At 59.6% G+C, this 16263-nt stretch carries 17 protein-coding genes; 11 read left to right on the top strand and 6 right to left on the bottom strand.

Translation table 11 applies throughout. The annotated features are described in order from the left end of the window. The 7 genes from miaA to VJ956_RS11520 form a co-directional block, all read left to right on the top strand. A partial coding sequence (gene miaA / locus VJ956_RS11550) for a tRNA (adenosine(37)-N6)-dimethylallyltransferase MiaA (protein ID WP_324085067.1) occupies window positions 1–972 on the top strand: 972 nt, incomplete at its 5' end. A gap of 36 nt (window positions 973–1008) precedes the next feature. Continuing rightward, window positions 1009–1257 carry an RNA chaperone Hfq gene (gene hfq / locus VJ956_RS11545; RefSeq protein ID WP_135802723.1) on the top strand — a complete coding sequence of 83 codons (249 nt, stop codon included), beginning with the start codon at window positions 1009–1011 and terminating at the stop codon, window positions 1255–1257. A 17-nt stretch (window positions 1258–1274) separates the two neighbouring features. Further along, entirely contained in the window at window positions 1275–2561 is a 1287-nt protein-coding gene (hflX, locus tag VJ956_RS11540) for a ribosome rescue GTPase HflX (protein WP_324085060.1), read from the top strand. A gap of 101 nt (window positions 2562–2662) precedes the next feature. Continuing rightward, window positions 2663–3856 (top strand): FtsH protease activity modulator HflK, encoded by a 1194-nt coding sequence (gene hflK, locus VJ956_RS11535; protein ID WP_324085058.1) that lies wholly within the window; start codon window positions 2663–2665, stop codon window positions 3854–3856. 2 nt (window positions 3857–3858) lie between these two features. Further along, window positions 3859–4734 carry a protease modulator HflC gene (hflC, locus tag VJ956_RS11530; RefSeq protein WP_324085056.1) on the top strand — a complete coding sequence of 292 codons (876 nt, stop codon included), beginning with the start codon at window positions 3859–3861 and terminating at the stop codon, window positions 4732–4734. 147 nt (window positions 4735–4881) lie between these two features. Beyond that, window positions 4882–6063, top strand: a complete 1182-nt coding sequence (locus VJ956_RS11525; RefSeq protein ID WP_324085053.1) for an ATP phosphoribosyltransferase regulatory subunit — start codon at window positions 4882–4884, stop codon at window positions 6061–6063. A gap of 27 nt (window positions 6064–6090) precedes the next feature. Then, complete coding sequence (locus VJ956_RS11520) at window positions 6091–7386, top strand: adenylosuccinate synthase (RefSeq protein ID WP_324085050.1); 1296 nt, start codon at window positions 6091–6093, stop codon at window positions 7384–7386. Between the two features lie 18 nt (window positions 7387–7404). On the opposite strand, the gene cmoB is transcribed toward VJ956_RS11520, so the two are convergent. From cmoB to VJ956_RS11495, 5 genes are all read right to left on the bottom strand, one after another. After that, window positions 7405–8400 carry a tRNA 5-methoxyuridine(34)/uridine 5-oxyacetic acid(34) synthase CmoB gene (gene cmoB / locus VJ956_RS11515; protein ID WP_324085048.1) on the bottom strand — a complete coding sequence of 332 codons (996 nt, stop codon included), beginning with the start codon at window positions 8398–8400 and terminating at the stop codon, window positions 7405–7407. Window positions 8401–8417: 17 nt separating this feature from the next. After that, window positions 8418–9173 carry a carboxy-S-adenosyl-L-methionine synthase CmoA gene (gene cmoA / locus VJ956_RS11510; RefSeq protein ID WP_324085046.1) on the bottom strand — a complete coding sequence of 252 codons (756 nt, stop codon included), beginning with the start codon at window positions 9171–9173 and terminating at the stop codon, window positions 8418–8420. Continuing rightward, the gene (locus VJ956_RS11505; RefSeq protein WP_324085045.1) at window positions 9173–9547 is read right to left on the bottom strand and encodes a kinase; all 375 of its coding nucleotides are present in this window, start codon (window positions 9545–9547) and stop codon (window positions 9173–9175) included. Before VJ956_RS11505 ends, cmoA begins: the two co-directional genes overlap by 1 nt. Window positions 9548–9617: 70 nt before the next feature. Then, entirely contained in the window at window positions 9618–10619 is a 1002-nt protein-coding gene (locus VJ956_RS11500; protein ID WP_324085043.1) for a serine/threonine protein kinase, read from the bottom strand. An 8-nt stretch (window positions 10620–10627) separates the two neighbouring features. After that, window positions 10628–11050 (bottom strand): hypothetical protein, encoded by a 423-nt coding sequence (locus VJ956_RS11495; protein ID WP_324085042.1) that lies wholly within the window; start codon window positions 11048–11050, stop codon window positions 10628–10630. Window positions 11051–11190: 140 nt separating this feature from the next. Here VJ956_RS11495 and VJ956_RS11490 point away from each other — a divergent pair, with 140 nt between their 5' ends. Beyond that, a complete protein-coding gene (locus VJ956_RS11490; RefSeq protein ID WP_324085039.1) occupies window positions 11191–12303 on the top strand; it encodes an NAD(P)/FAD-dependent oxidoreductase in 1113 nt (370 codons plus the stop codon). 7 nt (window positions 12304–12310) lie between these two features. On the opposite strand, the gene VJ956_RS11485 is transcribed toward VJ956_RS11490, so the two are convergent. Further along, window positions 12311–13036 carry a ComF family protein gene (locus VJ956_RS11485; protein ID WP_324085037.1) on the bottom strand — a complete coding sequence of 242 codons (726 nt, stop codon included), beginning with the start codon at window positions 13034–13036 and terminating at the stop codon, window positions 12311–12313. Between the two features lie 194 nt (window positions 13037–13230). Here VJ956_RS11485 and bioB point away from each other — a divergent pair, with 194 nt between their 5' ends. The 3 genes from bioB to VJ956_RS11470 form a co-directional block, all read left to right on the top strand. Then, window positions 13231–14301: a biotin synthase BioB gene (gene bioB, locus VJ956_RS11480; protein ID WP_324085035.1), complete on the top strand. Its 1071-nt coding sequence runs from the start codon at window positions 13231–13233 to the stop codon at window positions 14299–14301. A 38-nt stretch (window positions 14302–14339) separates the two neighbouring features. Then, complete coding sequence (gene bioF / locus VJ956_RS11475; protein WP_324085032.1) at window positions 14340–15518, top strand: 8-amino-7-oxononanoate synthase; 1179 nt, start codon at window positions 14340–14342, stop codon at window positions 15516–15518. Then, window positions 15515–16263, top strand: a 749-nt coding sequence (locus VJ956_RS11470) for a methyltransferase domain-containing protein (RefSeq protein WP_324085029.1), incomplete at its 3' end; no start/stop codon positions are given. The genes bioF and VJ956_RS11470, both read left to right, overlap by 4 nt.

Below are 16263 nucleotides of genomic sequence, written 5' to 3'. Positions count from 1 at the left end.
GGCAAGACCGATCTTGCGGTTGAACTCTGCCGCAGGTTGCCCTGTGACATCATCAGCGTGGATTCGGCAATGATTTACCGGGGCATGGATATCGGCACAGCCAAGCCCTCGCCGCAAGAGCTGGCGGCGGCGCCCCACCGGTTGATTGACATCTGCGACCCGGCAGAAACCTATTCGGTGGCCGATTTCCGGCGCGACGCCCTGAATGCCATGGCCGCCATTTCCGCCAGCGGCAGGGTTCCGCTGCTTGTTGGCGGCACCATGATGTATTTCAAGGCGCTGCTGCAGGGTATGTCGGCGCTGCCACCGGCCGACCCGGTATTGCGGCGGCAGATCGAAAATCAGGCTGACGAAGAGGGCTGGACAGCCCTTTATGCCGAACTGGAGTCAGAAGACCCGGTGGCAGCCCGGTTAATTCACCCCCACAACCGCCAGCGCCTGATGCGCGCGATTGAAGTGATCCGCCTGACCGGCAAGCCAATTTCCCGGCTCTGGACAGAGACCACTGGCGGCGGTCAGGCGAAGGGCGCGGTGGAAGGGGGTGAGGATTACACTTATTTTACGCGCTGGCAGGCAGACGAATCGCCCGCGCTTCCGTATACTGTTGTTCAGATTGCGGTAGCGCCCTCCGCGAGGCGAATACTTCATGACCGGATTTACCGGCGGTTCCAGTTAATGCTGGAGCAAGGTTTTCTTGATGAAGTCAGGGCGCTGATGACCAGAGATGACCTACACTCTGAGCTACCCTCCATGCGATGTGTCGGGTACCGTCAGGCCTGGGCCCATCTGGCCGGCGAGTTTGACGAGCGGGAACTGGTAGATAAAGGGGTGGCCGCCACCCGGCAGCTTGCAAAACGGCAACTGACCTGGTTGCGAAAGTGGTCAGATCTGCACTGGCTGGATAGCAATGACCCGGAAATGGTTGATTCGGCCTTGAAAATAACCGGGTCCCGAACCACATTGAAGTACTGAATAAAATCTGGTCTTCCCATAAAAAGGAGAATAAACATGTCAAAAGGGCAGTCTTTACAAGACCCTTACCTCAATGCCTTACGCAAGGAACGCATTCCGGTTTCCATCTTTCTCGTCAACGGCATCAAACTGCAGGGCCAGATTGAATCTTTCGACCAGTTTGTCATCCTGCTGAAGAATACCGTCAGCCAGATGGTCTATAAACACGCCATTTCAACCGTGGTACCGGCGCGCAATGTTCGTATTCCGCCCCAGGCACCTGGTGGCGAGGAATCAGAGGACTGATCCGGAGTTGATACTACTTGTTTGAACGCCCCGAAGTCGGTGAACGGGCGATTCTCGTTCACATTGATTTCTCCTCCCATGACGATACCGAAGACCCGGACGAATTCCGCGAATTGGTATGGTCCGCGGGTGTGGAACCCGTCGGTGTGGTGACCGGAACCCGGAAACAGCCCAGTCCGCGGCTGTTTGTGGGGTCGGGCAAGCTGGATGAAATCCGCAGCGCCATCAGCGCCAGTGACGCCGATGTGGTATTGTTCAACCACGCCCTCAGCCCCAGTCAGGAGCGGAACGTCGAGCGCGAACTTCAGTGCCGGGTGCTGGACCGCACCGGTGTCATCCTCGATATTTTTGCCCAGCGGGCCCGCACCCACGAAGGCAAGCTCCAGGTCGAGCTGGCGCAGCTTGAGCATATGTCTACCCGGTTAATCCGTGGCTGGACCCACCTTGAACGCCAGAAAGGCGGTATCGGTCTGCGCGGGCCGGGTGAAACCCAGTTGGAGACTGACCGTCGCCTGTTGCGGGAACGTATCAAGTCGATCCACAAACGTCTGGAAAAAGTGCGCAGGCAGCGTAATCAGGGTCGTCGCGCCCGCACCAAAGCCGACATTCCGACGGTTTCACTGGTGGGCTATACCAACGCAGGCAAATCCACACTGTTCAACCGGCTTACCACGTCAACGGTATATGCGGCCGATCAGTTATTCGCCACCCTGGATCCGACCCTGCGTCGTCTGGAACTTCCGGACATTGGTCCTGTCGTTATGGCGGACACGGTCGGTTTTATCCGCCATTTGCCACACAAGCTGGTCGAGGCTTTCCGGGCCACGCTTGAGGAAACCACCGAGGCGTCGATCCTGTTGCATGTTGTTGACTGCCATGACGACCATCGCGAAGACAACATCGAGCAGGTCGAAAATGTGCTGGCGGAGATCGGTGCCGACGAGGTTCCGGTTCTTCAGGTTTTCAATAAAATTGACCTGCTGGAGAACTTTTTACCCCGTACTGAACGTAATGAAGAGGGTATGCCCGTTCGTGTCTGGGTTTCGGCGGTGTCAGGGCAGGGCATGGACGAGCTTTTCGACGCCCTGGTCGAGCGGCTTTCCGAGGATGTGGTGCATCATTTCGTCTGCCTTCGCCCGGTTGATGGCAAGTTGCGGGCGCTCCTCCACAACGCGGGTTCGGTTATCGGGGAAACCCACCGGAATAATGGAGATTCCGTACTCGAAGTCCGGCTTCAGCAGCGGGACTGGCTGCAGCTGCTGAGCCGGGCCGGAATGAAAGAAAACGATGTTAGACTGGACTAGTCACGGGGACTAGTTACAGATAGGCAGGCTGCGCTATTGCCGGGGCGTTTATAAATCCCTAGTATCTGCAGCCATTCGATCAGTTTGGAACGGAGAACGATATGGCCTGGAATGAACCGGGTGGAAACCGCAATGACAATGACCCCTGGGGAACCGGAGGCGGTCGCGGTGGTAAGGATCAGGGGCCGCCTGATCTGGACGAGGCGCTGAAAAAGGGCCTCGACAAGCTTAACAAGCTTCTGGGCGGCAAAGGGAAAGGCAGCAATTCCGGTGGTAGCGGGTCGTCGTCAGGCGGCAGTGGTGGCTTCGGAGCCGTTCTGGCCATTGCCGCCATCGTTTTTGTCGGCTATGTCATATTCCAGTCCTTCTATACGGTGGACGAGCAGGAGCGGGCGGTGGTGCTGCGCTTCGGTGAATACAGCCGCACCGAAACCCCGGGCCTGCGTTTCAAGGTGCCGTTGATAGACAGCGTGACCCTGGTGCGTGTTACCAACGTACGAAATGCCGAATCCTCGGGCCAGATGCTGACCGAGGATGAAAACCTGGTTTCGGTTGACCTGCAGGTTCAGTACCGCGTCGGCGATGCCCGGGCTTATGTGCTGAACGTTCGGGACTCGAACCAGGCCCTGGCGTTTGCCACCGACAGTGCCCTGCGTCACGAGGTCGGCAGTGCCGGGCTTGATGATGTGCTGACCGAAGGCCGGGCCGAACTGGCCGTCAGGGTTGAGCAGCGACTGCAGAATTTTCTCGAAGAGTACGGTACCGGCCTGGAGCTGGTGCGGGTCAACGTCGAGAGCACCCAGCCGCCGGAGCCGGTCCAGGACGCGTTTCGTGAAGTACAGCGTGCCCGTGAGGATGAGCAGCAGGTCAAGGAAGAGGCTGAGCGTTATCGTAACAAGGTGGTTCCGGAAGCACGGGGCCGCGCCCAGCGTCTGACTGAAGAAGCGGCCGCTTACAAGGAAGAAGTGATCGAACGGGCCCGTGGTGAAACCTCGCGGTTCCTGGCGGTTCTGGATGTCTATAACCAGGCTCCGGAAGTGACCCGCGAGCGGATGTACATTCAGGCGCTGGAAGCCGTACTGTCCAATTCCAGCAAGATCATGGTGGACACCGAGAGCAGTGACAACATCATGTATTTGCCGCTTGACCGGCTAACCAATCGTGCTGGTGGCAGCACCCGGAGTGGAAGCAGTGACGGGTCCGGGAATAGCCAGTCAGATATCAAGGCACTGGCTGATCAGGTCATGCAGGAACTGCAGAGCCGTCAGAACTCAGGCGTTCGGAGGAGTCGTTAATTATGGGAGCTAAAGGTGTATTGGGCCTTGCGGGCGCCCTGATCGTCGTGCTGGTGGTTTTGTCCAGCGTTTACATCATTCCGGAGACCCATCGTGGCGTGTTGCTGCGGTTCGGGGAACTGATTGAGACTGATATCCAGGCGGGCATTCATTTCAAGGTGCCGGTCATTGACCGGGTCCGCGAATTCGACGTGCGGCTGCTGACCACGGATCTGCCATCGCGGCAGTATCTGACCGTCGAGAAGAAGCCGCTGGATGTGGATTCCTACATTGCCTGGAAAATCCGGGATGTAGACCAGTTCTACCGTGCCACGGGTGGCGATGAATTCCGGGCGTCTTCACTGCTGTTGTCACGGGTTGATAACGGCCTGCGGGACGAGTTCGGTGTACGCACCATGGTGGAAGTGGTTTCTGGTCAGCGGGATGAGCTGATGACCACCCTGACCGAGCGGGTGAACGAAACGTCGCAGAAAGAATTCGGTATTGATGTGGTTGATATCCGCGTCAAGGCCATCGAATTCCCGGGACAGGTCAGTTCGAACGTGTTCCGGCGCATGGGTACAGAGCGCGAGGCGCTGGCCCAGGAATTCCGCTCGCGAGGCAATGAGCTGGCGGAAGGCATTCGTGCTGACGCCGATCGTCAGCGCACGGTGACCCTGGCCGAAGCTTTCTCGAAGGCTGAAACAATTCGTGGTGAGGGTGACGCCGAGGCCGCCCGTATTTACGCCGACGCGTATGGTTCCAACAGTGAGTTCTATACCTTCTATCGCAGCCTCGAGGCGTATCAGAACACTTTCGCCGACAAGGGCGATATCATGGTGATCGACACGGAAAGCGACTTCCTCAAGTATCTGAAGGACCCGATGGGCGGCCGCTGATAGCGGACCTGGCCCGGTGAAAACCGGAATGCTTCGGCATTCCGGTTTTTTTGTGTCTGCCAACAGTGTAAAATCTCGGCGGTTTTGTCCCGGGTTTTATTGTGTCCCGGTATCGCCCTGAATCCTGTTTACGGACAACCGAATCTCATGACAGTATCTGATCGCTGGCTGTTGCCGGATGGCGTCGAGGATATTCTGCCGCCTCTGGCCGGACAGATCGAATCCCTGCGCCGGAATGTAATGGACACCTGCCAGCGCTGGGGGTATCAGCTGGTCATTCCACCACTGATTGAATATCTGGAATCCCTGTTTACCGGCACCGGCCATGACCTGGAGCTCCAGACCTTCAAGCTGACCGACCAGCTGACGGGCAGAATGATGGGGCTGAGGGCCGACATGACCCCCCAGGCTGCCCGCATTGACGCCCATACGCTGGGCCAGAACGGGATCACCCGCTTGTGCTACGCCGGGCATGTGCTGCATACCCGCCCACGACACATGCTGACAGGTCGTACGCCGATTCAGGCCGGTTGTGAGCTCTTTGGCAGCAGTTCCGAGTCGGCGGACATGGAAGTGATCAGCCTGATGCTGGAGAGCCTGAGAGTGGCCGGTCTGCACCATGTGCACCTGGATCTGGCACACGTGGCCATTTATGAAAACCTGGTGCGCGAGGCCGGCTTTGACCGGGCGTCCGGTGAGGCAATTTTCGATGCCATGGCGCGGAAATCGGTACCGGAACTGGACCAGTGGCTGGCTGACTGTCCGGCAGGCTCCGCCGGCGAAATGCTGCGGAAACTGGCCCGGGTCAGTGGTGGCCTGGACGCCCTCGCTGAGGCAAAAAGCATTCTTGCCGGTGCGCCGGCCGCGTTGCAGCAGGCTCTGGAGCAACTGGAGCGGGTTGCGGATATGCTGGTCACGCATTTTCCGGAAGTGACTTTCGGTTTCGATTTCTGCGAGCTGCGGGGCTACAACTACCATACCGGCCTGGTCTTTTCCGCCTATGTGCCCGGCCATGGTGACGCAGTTGGCAAAGGCGGCCGGTATGACGCCATTGGCAGTGACTTCGGCAGAGCGCGACCGGCGACGGGGTTCAGCCTGGATATCCGCTCCCTGGCATCCCTGGCGCAGCGTGTCCGCTGCCCGGCCGGCATGATCTGGGCACCGTCAGACGATGACCCCGCTCTGGCTGGCGTCGTCTCCGGGCTGCGGTTGACGGAAACGGTGGTCCGCGCCCTGCCGGAAGACAGCGACACGGATCCCCGTTCCCGGGGGTGCGACCGAATACTTGTAAAGCAGGACGGCCAGTGGGTCGTGGGACACCTGGACTAACCGAGCTGAACGAATCGAGAGAGAATCATGGGTAAGAACGTGGTAGTACTTGGCACCCAATGGGGTGACGAAGGCAAAGGCAAGATCGTCGACCTGCTCACTGATAAGGTGGCCGCCGTCGTCCGCTTCCAGGGTGGCCACAATGCCGGGCATACGCTGGTGATTGAGGGCAAGAGGACAGCGCTGCATCTGATCCCGTCAGGTATTCTTCGCAAGGATGTCCAGTGCCTGATTGGTAATGGCGTGGTGTTATCTCCGGAAGCGCTACTCAAGGAAGTCCGCGAGCTGGAAACCAACGGCGTAGCCGTTCGTGAGCGGCTGAAAATCAGCCTGGCCTGCCCGCTTATCCTGAAAACCCACGTGCGCATTGATCAGGCCAGAGAGCGGGCCCGTGGCGTTGACAGAATCGGCACCACCGGTCGTGGCATTGGTCCGGCCTATGAGGACAAGGTCAGTCGCCGGGGCGTCCGGCTGGGCGATCTCTGTGATCCGCAGAGTTTCAGGGCAAAGCTGCTCGAGATCATGAGCTACCACAATTTCGTGCTGACCGAATATTTTCGTGAGGAGCCGGAAGATATCAATCAGGCACTGTCTGAGCTGATGGCCATGGGTGCGGAAATCCTGCCGATGTCAGCAGATGTTACCGATATCCTGCACGATCTGCGCAAGCACGGCGACCACATCCTGTTCGAGGGCGCTCAGGGCTCGCTGCTGGATATCGATCTGGGTACCTATCCCTATGTCACCTCATCCAACACCACTGCGGGCGGCACCGCGACGGGCACCGGCTTCGGCCCGCTGTTTCTCGACTATGTTCTGGGCATTACCAAGGCTTACACCACCCGGGTGGGGTCAGGCCCGTTTCCCACCGAACTGTTTGACGATATGGGCAGGCATCTGGCAGTCAAGGGCAATGAGGTCGGCACCACGACTGGCCGCTCCCGCCGCTGTGGCTGGTTTGATGCGGTGGCACTGCGCCACGCCATTCAGATCAACAGCGTGTCCGGTATCTGTCTGACCAAGCTGGATGTGCTGGATGGTATGGACACCGTAAAGGTATGCATCGGATACGGGACTCCGGATGGTGAAATATTTCGTCCGCCGATCGGCTGCGATACCTACAAAGACATTGAGCCGGTGTTTGTCGAATTGCCCGGCTGGCAGCAAAGCACTTTCGGCCTGACCTCGCTGGAGCAGCTGCCGGAAAATGCCCTGGCTTATATCCGCTTCCTGGAAGAGCAGATCGAAGCGCCCATTGACATCATTTCTACCGGCCCCGACCGGGTCGAGACGATTATTCTCCGGCACCCTTTCGGGGAATAACTCGGGAATACCGGCTGATCACGGCCTGGTCGCAATCAGTGTTGCCCGTTCTGGCCCGGGATAACCTTCGATGGTTTTCCCGGGGTCGTCCGGGTCCATGAAGTCCGCCAGTGACTGAAACCGCATCCAGTCGGTCCGGCGCTGTTCTGCGGTTGTGGTGACGCTCACATCCACCACCCGGGCATTGCGGAACCCTGTCCGGTCCAGCCATCTCAGGAGGGTGTCGCAACTGGGCAGAAACCAGACATTGCGCATCTGCCCGTAGCGATCTTCGGGCATCAGGCTGTAGCCTTCGGGGCCATCCACCACCAGCGTTTCCAGTACCAGTTCACCACCGGGCCTGAGGGTATCCCTGAGTTCCAGAAGATGATCCAGCGGTGACCGACGGTGATAGAGAACGCCCATGGAGAAGGTCGTGTCGAAGGTTTCCAGCTTGCGGGGCAGGTCTTCCAGACGAATCGGCAGCAGGTCGGCCCTGGGTTCTGGCTCGATATAGCGTTTAACCGCCAGAAACTGGAACAGAAAAAGCAGTCCCGGATCGACCCCGATAACCCGACCGGCACCTTCTCCCAGCATGCGCCAGAGATGGTATCCGGAGCCACAACCCACATCCAGAATCTGACGCCCTCTCAGGTCCGAAAGATGGGGCCGCAGCCGGTCCCATTTCCAGTCCGACCGCCATTCGGTATCAATGTGAATTCCAAAAAAATCGAAGGGTCCCTTGCGCCAGGGCATCAGGCCCCGCAGGCCCGTTGTCAGTTGCTGCTGAACCGGTTCCGACAGCCATTCATCGCTGATCAGAGCGACGGCAGACCGATCGAGCGCAGGACGGGCATCGTTGATTTCCGGGAGAGTCTCCAGCGCGGTGAGCCAGCGAGTGATGTCCCCGTGCGGGCTTTCATCAAAGCGTTGCTGAAGCTGGCGCTCAAGCAGGTTGCGCCAGTCCTGCAGGCCGCTCCGGGTCAGTTCCGCGAACAGGGACGCGTAGCAGTCTTGCCAGTTAAAGCGGGTCATGGGGCTGGGGATTCCGTTCAGGGCGATTTGATGGCCAGCATGGAAACAAAATTGAAGCACTGATACCAGACAATGACTTCTGAAAATCCTGCTGCGTGTAACCGATCCTGGTGTTGCGCCAGGGTTTCCGGCACCAGAACCCGCTCAAGCGCCGAGCGCTTGCGGCTGATTTCCAGGCTGGAGTAGCCATTTGCACGCTTGAATTCGTGATGCAGGCGGGTCTGGATTGCCTGTTCTGCGTCGGACTCAAAGCGGATCTTCTCCGACAGAATCAGGGCGCCGCCGGGGATCGAGGCACCGGCAATGCGCCTGATCAGATCCGTCCGGCGATCCGGTGGTACAAACTGCAGGGTGAAGTTGAGGGTGGTTACCGAGGCCTGTTGCAGTTCGGTATGCAGAATATCTTCGCAGCGCAGAGACACCGGCAGCGAGTGGTCATCCAGAGCGATATGGTGTTCGGCACGCTCGATCATGGCCGGGGAATTATCGACACCAGTCAGGGTGCAGTTGCGGTGGTTGATGCCGTGCCGCATGGCCAGGGTAGAAGCTCCCAGAGAGCACCCGAGGTCGTAGCAGTTGCTGCCGGGCCGGGCATACTGATCGGTGATCACTTCGATCATCGGAATGATGGTGGTATAGCCGGGCACTGAGCGCCGGATCATGTCGGGAAAAACCCGGGCAACCGCAGCATCGAAGCGGAACTCGCCGGATTCCTGCGTGCCGGTAAACAGCCTGTCCTGAGCCTGCGCCGGGCGCTTTGGAGTAGAGGGCATCAGTCGGATTTCCTGTCGTGGCTGGAGTTGTCACTGACCGGCCGGTCGTGGACCGGCGCAGGACCACGGCTGCAACGCACCCCACGGTTCTTGTAGTCAACCAGGATACCGCGGAAGGACGGGTCGGCGTCCGCCGCAATCGCCAGAAACCCCTGTTCGCAGACGGCATGAAGCTCGGAAGACTTGGGGGACATACGAAAAGCCTCACCGGGTTCGATATGTATCGCTTCGAATTCGCCGACCGGCACATGATCCTTATTGTCCGAGTGGTCGATTTTGCCGTTGATTTCAAGCACCAGAACGGTCGCCAGCAGAGTGACGACAGCGGTGACAATGAGGCTGTGGATGGTAAATCTGGCTTCAGTCTGGCTCAACGTTGTCTCCAAAATTCAGGATACTCTTATTGATCCGCTTACTTTGTTATTCATCAGTAAAAAGACTCCCTCAGAATTGGCCCGGAATACTGATGGACGGACTCTGCAGGGCTGAAAGCTGCTCCCGCAGTGACAGGATCTGATCCGACCAGAACCTTGGCTGGGCGAACCAGGGGAAAAACCGGGGAAAGGCCGGGTCATCCCAGCGTTTTGCCAGCCAGGCACAGTGGGAAATCTGACGGTAACAACGCAGCGGTTCAATCAGGTGTCTTTCCCGCCGGTTAAAATCACGGAACATCTCGTAGCCTTCCAGCAGTTCCCCGAATTGCTGGCCCCGCTCAGTATCGTCGCCGTTCAGCAGCAGCCAGAGGTCCTGGATGGCTGGTCCATTGCGGCAGTCGTCAAGGTCCACGAACAGCATCTGTTCGTCGCGACAGAGAATATTGCCGGCGTGGCAATCGCCGTGAATTCTCAGGTGGTGGACGTCGCCTGCATCCTCCATGCGGCGCCTGCAGTGCTCGATCAGGTCAGGGATCAGGGAATCCCAGGCCGGCCGGAGATCATCGGGAACCCAGTTCTCAGCAACCAGAAACCGGGTATTCGCCACCATACCTTCAAGCAGATCAAGGGTGGGGCGCGCCGCGAATCTGGCGGTATCCCCCTGGTTGTGAAGCTGTCCCAGCCGCTGACCCAGGCGATACAGGGTATCGGTGACGCTGGTGTCCGGTGCCTGGCCGCCACGCTGGGGAAACACGGCAAACAGGAAGTCGCCACCGCGTGCCAGGGTATCGCCGGAGGCCAGTTTCATTGGTGCAACAACAGGGATGTCGGCCTCCAGAAGCTGGTAGGTGAAGTCATGCTCTTCACGGATCTGGGCTTCGCTCCAGCGCCCCGGCCGGTAGAATTTGGTAATAACCGGAGGCTTGTCTTCCAGGCCGATCTGGTAGACACGATTCTCATAGCTGTTCAACGCAAACAGCCGGCCGTTCACCACAAAGCCGGCGTCTTCCATGGCGTCCAGGATGGTGTCCGGTTTCAGGGCGTCATAGGGATGGCTGCTGGTTTCGGTCATAAAAAGCTCTAGCGCCTTGCTTCCTGGCGGGCTTGCATGCTGCTGAGGTGGTACCAGTTTTCGTCCAGCTCCCAGCGGATGCGGTCAATGCCGCTCTGGCCCAGAACGATGTCTCCGGCACGGGCCTGGACCTGGGCCAGTTCGCGTTCTGCCCGCTGCCACTCCCGGCTGGTATCGGCGAGATTCCGCATGCTGGGGAAAATGGCGTTCAGGGCCTCCCGGGTGGGGGTATCCAGAGAGCGCAGAGAGGTCATGATGGCGGTGCTCCCCTCTACCCTGACCACCCGATGCTGATAGGGATAGCTGGCCACAACAGGGTCCGCCGTCAGCGTCTGGTTGAGGCTGATAACCTCAAACCCGCGCCATCCGAGCCAGCTTACGAATATGGCGGCTACCAGCATCACGATGATGAACTGCTTCCTGTCAGACATTGATTTTCGGCTCCGGGCACTTTCCTGGCTGGCGAGTATAACTTTTTTAAGGGTCTCTCCGGAATGCGATTGGATGTTTTTACGGCGCGAAGGCTTGTACGATACTCATATCGGTAAATACAAGGGGCCAAGGCTCTGATATGGCAAACCCTGAAACTTTCCAGACCCACACAGTTGTCATCGGCGCCGGTGTGGTCGGGCTTGCCACGGCCCGGGCTCTGGCCCGGCAAGGCCGGGAAGTGCTGGTGCTGGAAGCCGGTCAGCGGTTTGGTGAAGGGATATCCTCCCGCAACAGCGAAGTGATCCATGGCGGGCTCTATTATCCGCAAGGCTCCCTGAAGGCGGAGCTGTGCGTACAGGGACGCCAAGCCATCTACGAGTTCTGTGACCAGCGGCACCTTGGCTTCTGGAAATGCGGCAAATGGATTGTTGCCCGCGAGAACGAAGCAGAGCGCCTCATGCAGATCCGCGATCAGGCAGAGAAGAACGGCGTGCCGCTTGCGCTATTCAGCGGTCAGTCGATGTCACGGCAGCTTCCGGATATCGTTGCCGACGCCGCGCTGTATTCGCCGGAGACCGGTATTGTCGACAGCCATGCTTTCATGACGGCGCTGCTGGGGGAGCTGGAGGACGCCGGTGGGCAACTGATCTGCCAGGCACCGGTGGCAGGGGTAATGACCGGGGCCGATGGTTACCGGGTGGAAGTCGGCGGGTCGGAACCCTGCTGGCTGAAGGCATCCAACGTTGTCAATTCGGCAGGGCTCGGAGCAGTGCCTCTGGCGCAGGGCTGGGAAGGGATGCCGCCGGACCGGGTGCCGGCCCAGTACTTTGCCCGTGGGGTCTATTTCAGCTATAGCGGGCAACATCCCTTCAGATCCCTGATTTATCCGGTGCCGGAATCCGGTGGCCTCGGGGTTCATCTGACCCTGGATATGGCTGGCCAGGCGCGGTTCGGGCCCGATGTGGAATGGATTGATTCGCCGGAGTACAGCGTTGACCCGCAGCGTGCCGGGACCTTCGCGCAAAGCATCAGCCAGTGGTGGCCGCAGCTCGAGCCGGACAGGCTTCAGCCCGCCTATGCCGGGGTCCGGCCAAAGCTCCATGGGCCCGATGAAACATTTGCGGATTTTCAGATCCAGGGGCCGGAAATGCACGGGCTCCCAGGCGTGGTGCATCTGTTCGGAATTGAGTCACCCGGTCTGACCGCTGCCCTTGCCATCGCCGACCGGGTGGCGGATATGCTTGCTCGGTGATCGGGTTTTAGCCCGGTGTGCGCGCTAACGCCCAGACCTGGATCTCGGTCGTGCCGGCGTTTTTCAGGGTCTGGGCAAGCAGCCGGATGGTAGCGCCGGTGGTGACCACGTCGTCGATGATTGCCACCCGGGCGGGTGGTTGTCCGACCAGTTTGAACATTCCCGCCAGATTGGTCAGCCGCGCATTGCGGTCAAGCCCACGTTGTGACGGCGCCTGGCGGGTTCTGACGGCCAGGCTGGATGACCAGGGCAGGGCAAGCTCATGGCTCAGGTGTTCGGCGATGTCGCAGGCCTGATTGAATCCCCGGGCCCGCCGCCTGGAAGGATGCATGGGAGTGGGAAGGAGCAGTTCGGGTCGCCATTCCGGGTGAGTTGTAAGAGTTGCCGTCAGATGTTGGCCCAGACCTCTCAGCAGGGGGCGAGCAAAGGCTCTCTGGCCCGAGTCCTTGTAGCGGTGAATCATGCGGTCGATGGGGAACCGGTAATGCCAGGGTGCAATAACCCGGGTGAACGGAGGTGGGTTGCGCTGGCATTCACCGCAGGTCATCTGATCACTGGCAAAGGCCAGGGGCAAGGCACACTGTCGGCACTGCCAGCGGTTCCAGGGCAATTCCCCGTGGCATCGGGTGCACAGCCCAAAGCTGGCGGCCGGATCCAGGCAGGCCACACAGACTCCTCCGCTGTTAACCTTTAGTGCCAGCAAGGTTGACAGCGCTTTCAGTCCCTTTATCATTCGTTTATTCGCTATCCATAGCGGTTCACATACTAGGCTGAAAGAAAGTAGGCGGACACGTCCATTCAGGACACGCCGTGAATACATCCATGTAGGCTCGGATGCAGCATCCCTGCTGCATACGGTCCTGAATGGACGTGTCCGCCTACTTTCCAGTTCATTAGTAATAACGATAAATCTAACAGGACCGAATCATGACCGCCACCGCTCCCTTTTCCGAGCCACGCCGCGACTGGACCATGCAGGAAGCCCGCGCTCTGTTCGAGCTGCCTTTCAATGACCTCATGTTCCGGGCCCAGAGCGTCCACCGGGAAAACTTCGACCCCAATGAGGTTCAGGTGAGCACCCTGCTTTCCATCAAGACCGGCGCCTGTCCGGAGGACTGCAAGTACTGTCCCCAGAGCGGTCATTACAACACCGGTCTGGAAAAAGAAAAACTTCTGGAAATCGAAAAAGTGATTGCCGAAGCCAGGGCAGCCAGGGCCAGGGGCGCGTCGAGATTCTGCATGGGCGCTGCCTGGCGCAGTCCGTCCAGGAAAGACATGGGCTACGTGGTGGACATGGTTCGCCAGGTCAAGGCGCTGGGTCTGGAAACCTGCATGACCCTGGGTATGCTGAAACAGGAGCAGGCTGATGAACTGGCCAACGCGGGCCTGGATTATTACAACCATAACCTCGACACTTCCGAGAAATACTACAGCCACATTATCACCACCCGCACCTATCAGGACCGTCTGGACACGCTGGATAATGTCCGTAAAGCAGGCATGAAGGTCTGCTGCGGCGGCATCGTGGGAATGGGCGAAAATCCGGACGACCGGGTAGGGCTGCTGGTCCAGCTTGCCAATCTTCCGCAACAACCGGAAAGTGTTCCGGTAAACATGCTGGTGAAAGTTCCCGGCACGCCCATGGAAGACGTGGAGGATCTGGATCCGTTTGATTTCATCCGCACCATCGCCGTGGCCCGGATCATGATGCCGGCCTCCCATGTGCGCCTTTCTGCTGGCCGGGAAGATATGAACGAACAGATGCAGTCGCTGTGTTTCCTGGCGGGCGCCAATTCCATTTTCTACGGTGAGAAACTGCTGACCACCGCCAATCCGGGTGCCGATGCCGATATGGCCCTGTTCCGGCGCCTGGGCATCCGTCCTGAGCAGCGGCAGCAGGCGCACCCGGAGGAAGCTGAAGAAGAGGCGATTGTCGAGGCCGTGGAGTACGAGCAGAACCGCCACCTGTTCTACGATGCCACCCGCGAATCCGCATAAGGCCGCAGTGCTGATATTCATGTCGGTAGAGGTCAGTCATGCGTGATTTTGTGGCGGAGCTGGAACAACGGAAACACTCGGGGCTCTACCGGGTGCGCCGTCAGATCAGCGGGCCCCAGCAGCCGTTGCTGGTGGCTGATGGACGGTCTCTGCTCTCGTTCTGCAGTAATGATTACCTGGGGATGGCCTCCCGGCCAGAGCTCTCCCGTGCGGCCGCCGACGCCATGCAAGGCAACGGTCTGGGTGGCGCCGCTTCCCATCTGGTCTGCGGTCATCACGATGCCCATCACCGGCTTGAACAGCGGCTGGCGGCTTTTACCGGTCGCAGCGCGGCGCTGTTTTTCTCCACTGGCTACATGGCCAATATGGGCGTGATATCGGCCCTGGCAGGTCGCGGCGATACCATTTTTTCCGACCGGCTCAATCACGCCTCCATTATTGATGGCTGCATTCTCAGCCGGGCCCGGGTGCGGCGTTTTGGCCATGGCGACCCGGAATCCCTGGAATCCATGCTGAGCCGGACCGGTGGCCACAAACTGGTGGTCACCGACGGTGTCTTCAGCATGGACGGTGATATTGCGCCACTGGCAGAACTTTCCCGTCTGTGTCGCGCCCACGATGCCTTGCTGGTTGTCGACGACGCTCACGGAATCGGTGTTCTCGGGCCTGAAGGGCGGGGCAGCCTTGCCGAACTCGGGCTCACTGAAGACGATGTACCGGTGTTGATTGGCACCCTGGGCAAGGCGGTTGGAAGCAGTGGCGCTTTCGTGGCGGGCCCGGCACTGCTGATGGATTATCTGGTACAGAAGGCCCGCACCTATATTTATACCACCGCCATGCCACCGGCCATCGCCGCTGCAACCTGCGCAAGCATTGATCTGATCGAGCAGGAGCAGCATCGCCGGGATCACCTGGCCACGCTGATTGCCACTTTCCGTCAGGGCGCACTGGCTCTGGGGTATGAGCTGATGCCGTCGCGAACCCCCATTCAGCCCATTATGGTTGGTGATAACTGGACCGCACTGGCGTTAAGCCAGGCGCTTGAGGAGCGGGGTCTTCTGGTTACTGCGATTCGCCCGCCGACCGTGCCGGAAGGGCAGGCGCGTTTGCGGGTGACGCTCAGCGCTGCCCACAGCCGGGATGATCTGCAGCAGTTGCTGAACGGGTTGGCGCAGTGCCGTCATCTCCTGCAGACCGGCGAAGAGCAGGCGGTATGACCGGTTCAGCGAATTCCGACGCCCTTGCAGAGACCGGATCTGCAGCCCGGGTGGCGCCAGGCAAAGCGGCGATCGCACGGGACTTCGGGGCGGCATCAGCAACCTACAACCCCGCGGCCAGACTCCAGCGCTATATGGGCCAGGTGATGCTTGATCAGGTCACCGAGCTTCCCGCCAGCGGCGATCTCACCCCTGTGGCCCTGGATCTTGGTTGTGGCACCGGCTGGTTCACCGGTGAACTGGGCGAGCGCTCGATGGCGGGGCAGACCATCGGAGCGGATCTTGCCCCCGGCATGCTTCAGTTTGCCCGTTCGGCCTGCTCCCCGGGGCTGCAATGGCTGGTGGCCGACGCCGAGGCGCTGCCGCTGGCCAATAGCAGTGTGGATCTGATTTTCAGCAACCTGATGATTCAGTGGTCGCAAAACCCCTGCCGTGTGCTGTCGGAATGCCGGCGGGTGCTCCGGCCCGGCGGGCAGCTGCTGATCTCCACGCTGCTTGATGGCACCCTGGCTGAGCTTAAAGAGGCCTGGGGCCTGGCTGACCCTGGCCACCAGCACGTGAATCGTTTCGACTCTGCCGGGGATTACCAGCGCTGGGCCGATGAGACTCTGCCGGCTCCGACTCTGACACAGGAAACCGTGAGTCTGGCCTATCCCTCGCCCATGGCCCTGCTGTCAGAGCTGAAAGCCATTGGCGCGGGTTTCAAGGGTGCCTCCCGGCGTTCCAGTGCCACAGCCCCCGGACG

The organism is Marinobacter sp. (assembly GCF_035268745.1).
In the GTDB taxonomy this organism is placed as follows: domain Bacteria; phylum Pseudomonadota; class Gammaproteobacteria; order Pseudomonadales; family Oleiphilaceae; genus Marinobacter.
Note: the sequence above shows the minus strand (reverse complement) of the source record. Positions and strands in the feature narration are given on the sequence as shown.

Coding starts and splice junctions, on each gene's coding strand:
- VJ956_RS11495 (WP_324085042.1), bottom strand. CDS start 11,050: ATGTCTGACAGGAAGCAGTTCATCATCGTGATGCTGGTAGCCGCCATA.
- VJ956_RS11500 (WP_324085043.1), bottom strand. CDS start 10,619: ATGACCGAAACCAGCAGCCATCCCTATGACGCCCTGAAACCGGACACC.
- hflC (WP_324085056.1), top strand. CDS start 3,859: ATGGGAGCTAAAGGTGTATTGGGCCTTGCGGGCGCCCTGATCGTCGTG.
- cmoB (WP_324085048.1), bottom strand. CDS start 8,400: ATGACCCGCTTTAACTGGCAAGACTGCTACGCGTCCCTGTTCGCGGAA.
- bioB (WP_324085035.1), top strand. CDS start 13,231: ATGACCGCCACCGCTCCCTTTTCCGAGCCACGCCGCGACTGGACCATG.
- VJ956_RS11485 (WP_324085037.1), bottom strand. CDS start 13,036: ATGATAAAGGGACTGAAAGCGCTGTCAACCTTGCTGGCACTAAAGGTT.
- hflK (WP_324085058.1), top strand. CDS start 2,663: ATGGCCTGGAATGAACCGGGTGGAAACCGCAATGACAATGACCCCTGG.
- VJ956_RS11525 (WP_324085053.1), top strand. CDS start 4,882: ATGACAGTATCTGATCGCTGGCTGTTGCCGGATGGCGTCGAGGATATT.
- hfq (WP_135802723.1), top strand. CDS start 1,009: ATGTCAAAAGGGCAGTCTTTACAAGACCCTTACCTCAATGCCTTACGC.
- VJ956_RS11490 (WP_324085039.1), top strand. CDS start 11,191: ATGGCAAACCCTGAAACTTTCCAGACCCACACAGTTGTCATCGGCGCC.
- VJ956_RS11520 (WP_324085050.1), top strand. CDS start 6,091: ATGGGTAAGAACGTGGTAGTACTTGGCACCCAATGGGGTGACGAAGGC.
- cmoA (WP_324085046.1), bottom strand. CDS start 9,173: ATGCCCTCTACTCCAAAGCGCCCGGCGCAGGCTCAGGACAGGCTGTTT.
- bioF (WP_324085032.1), top strand. CDS start 14,340: ATGCGTGATTTTGTGGCGGAGCTGGAACAACGGAAACACTCGGGGCTC.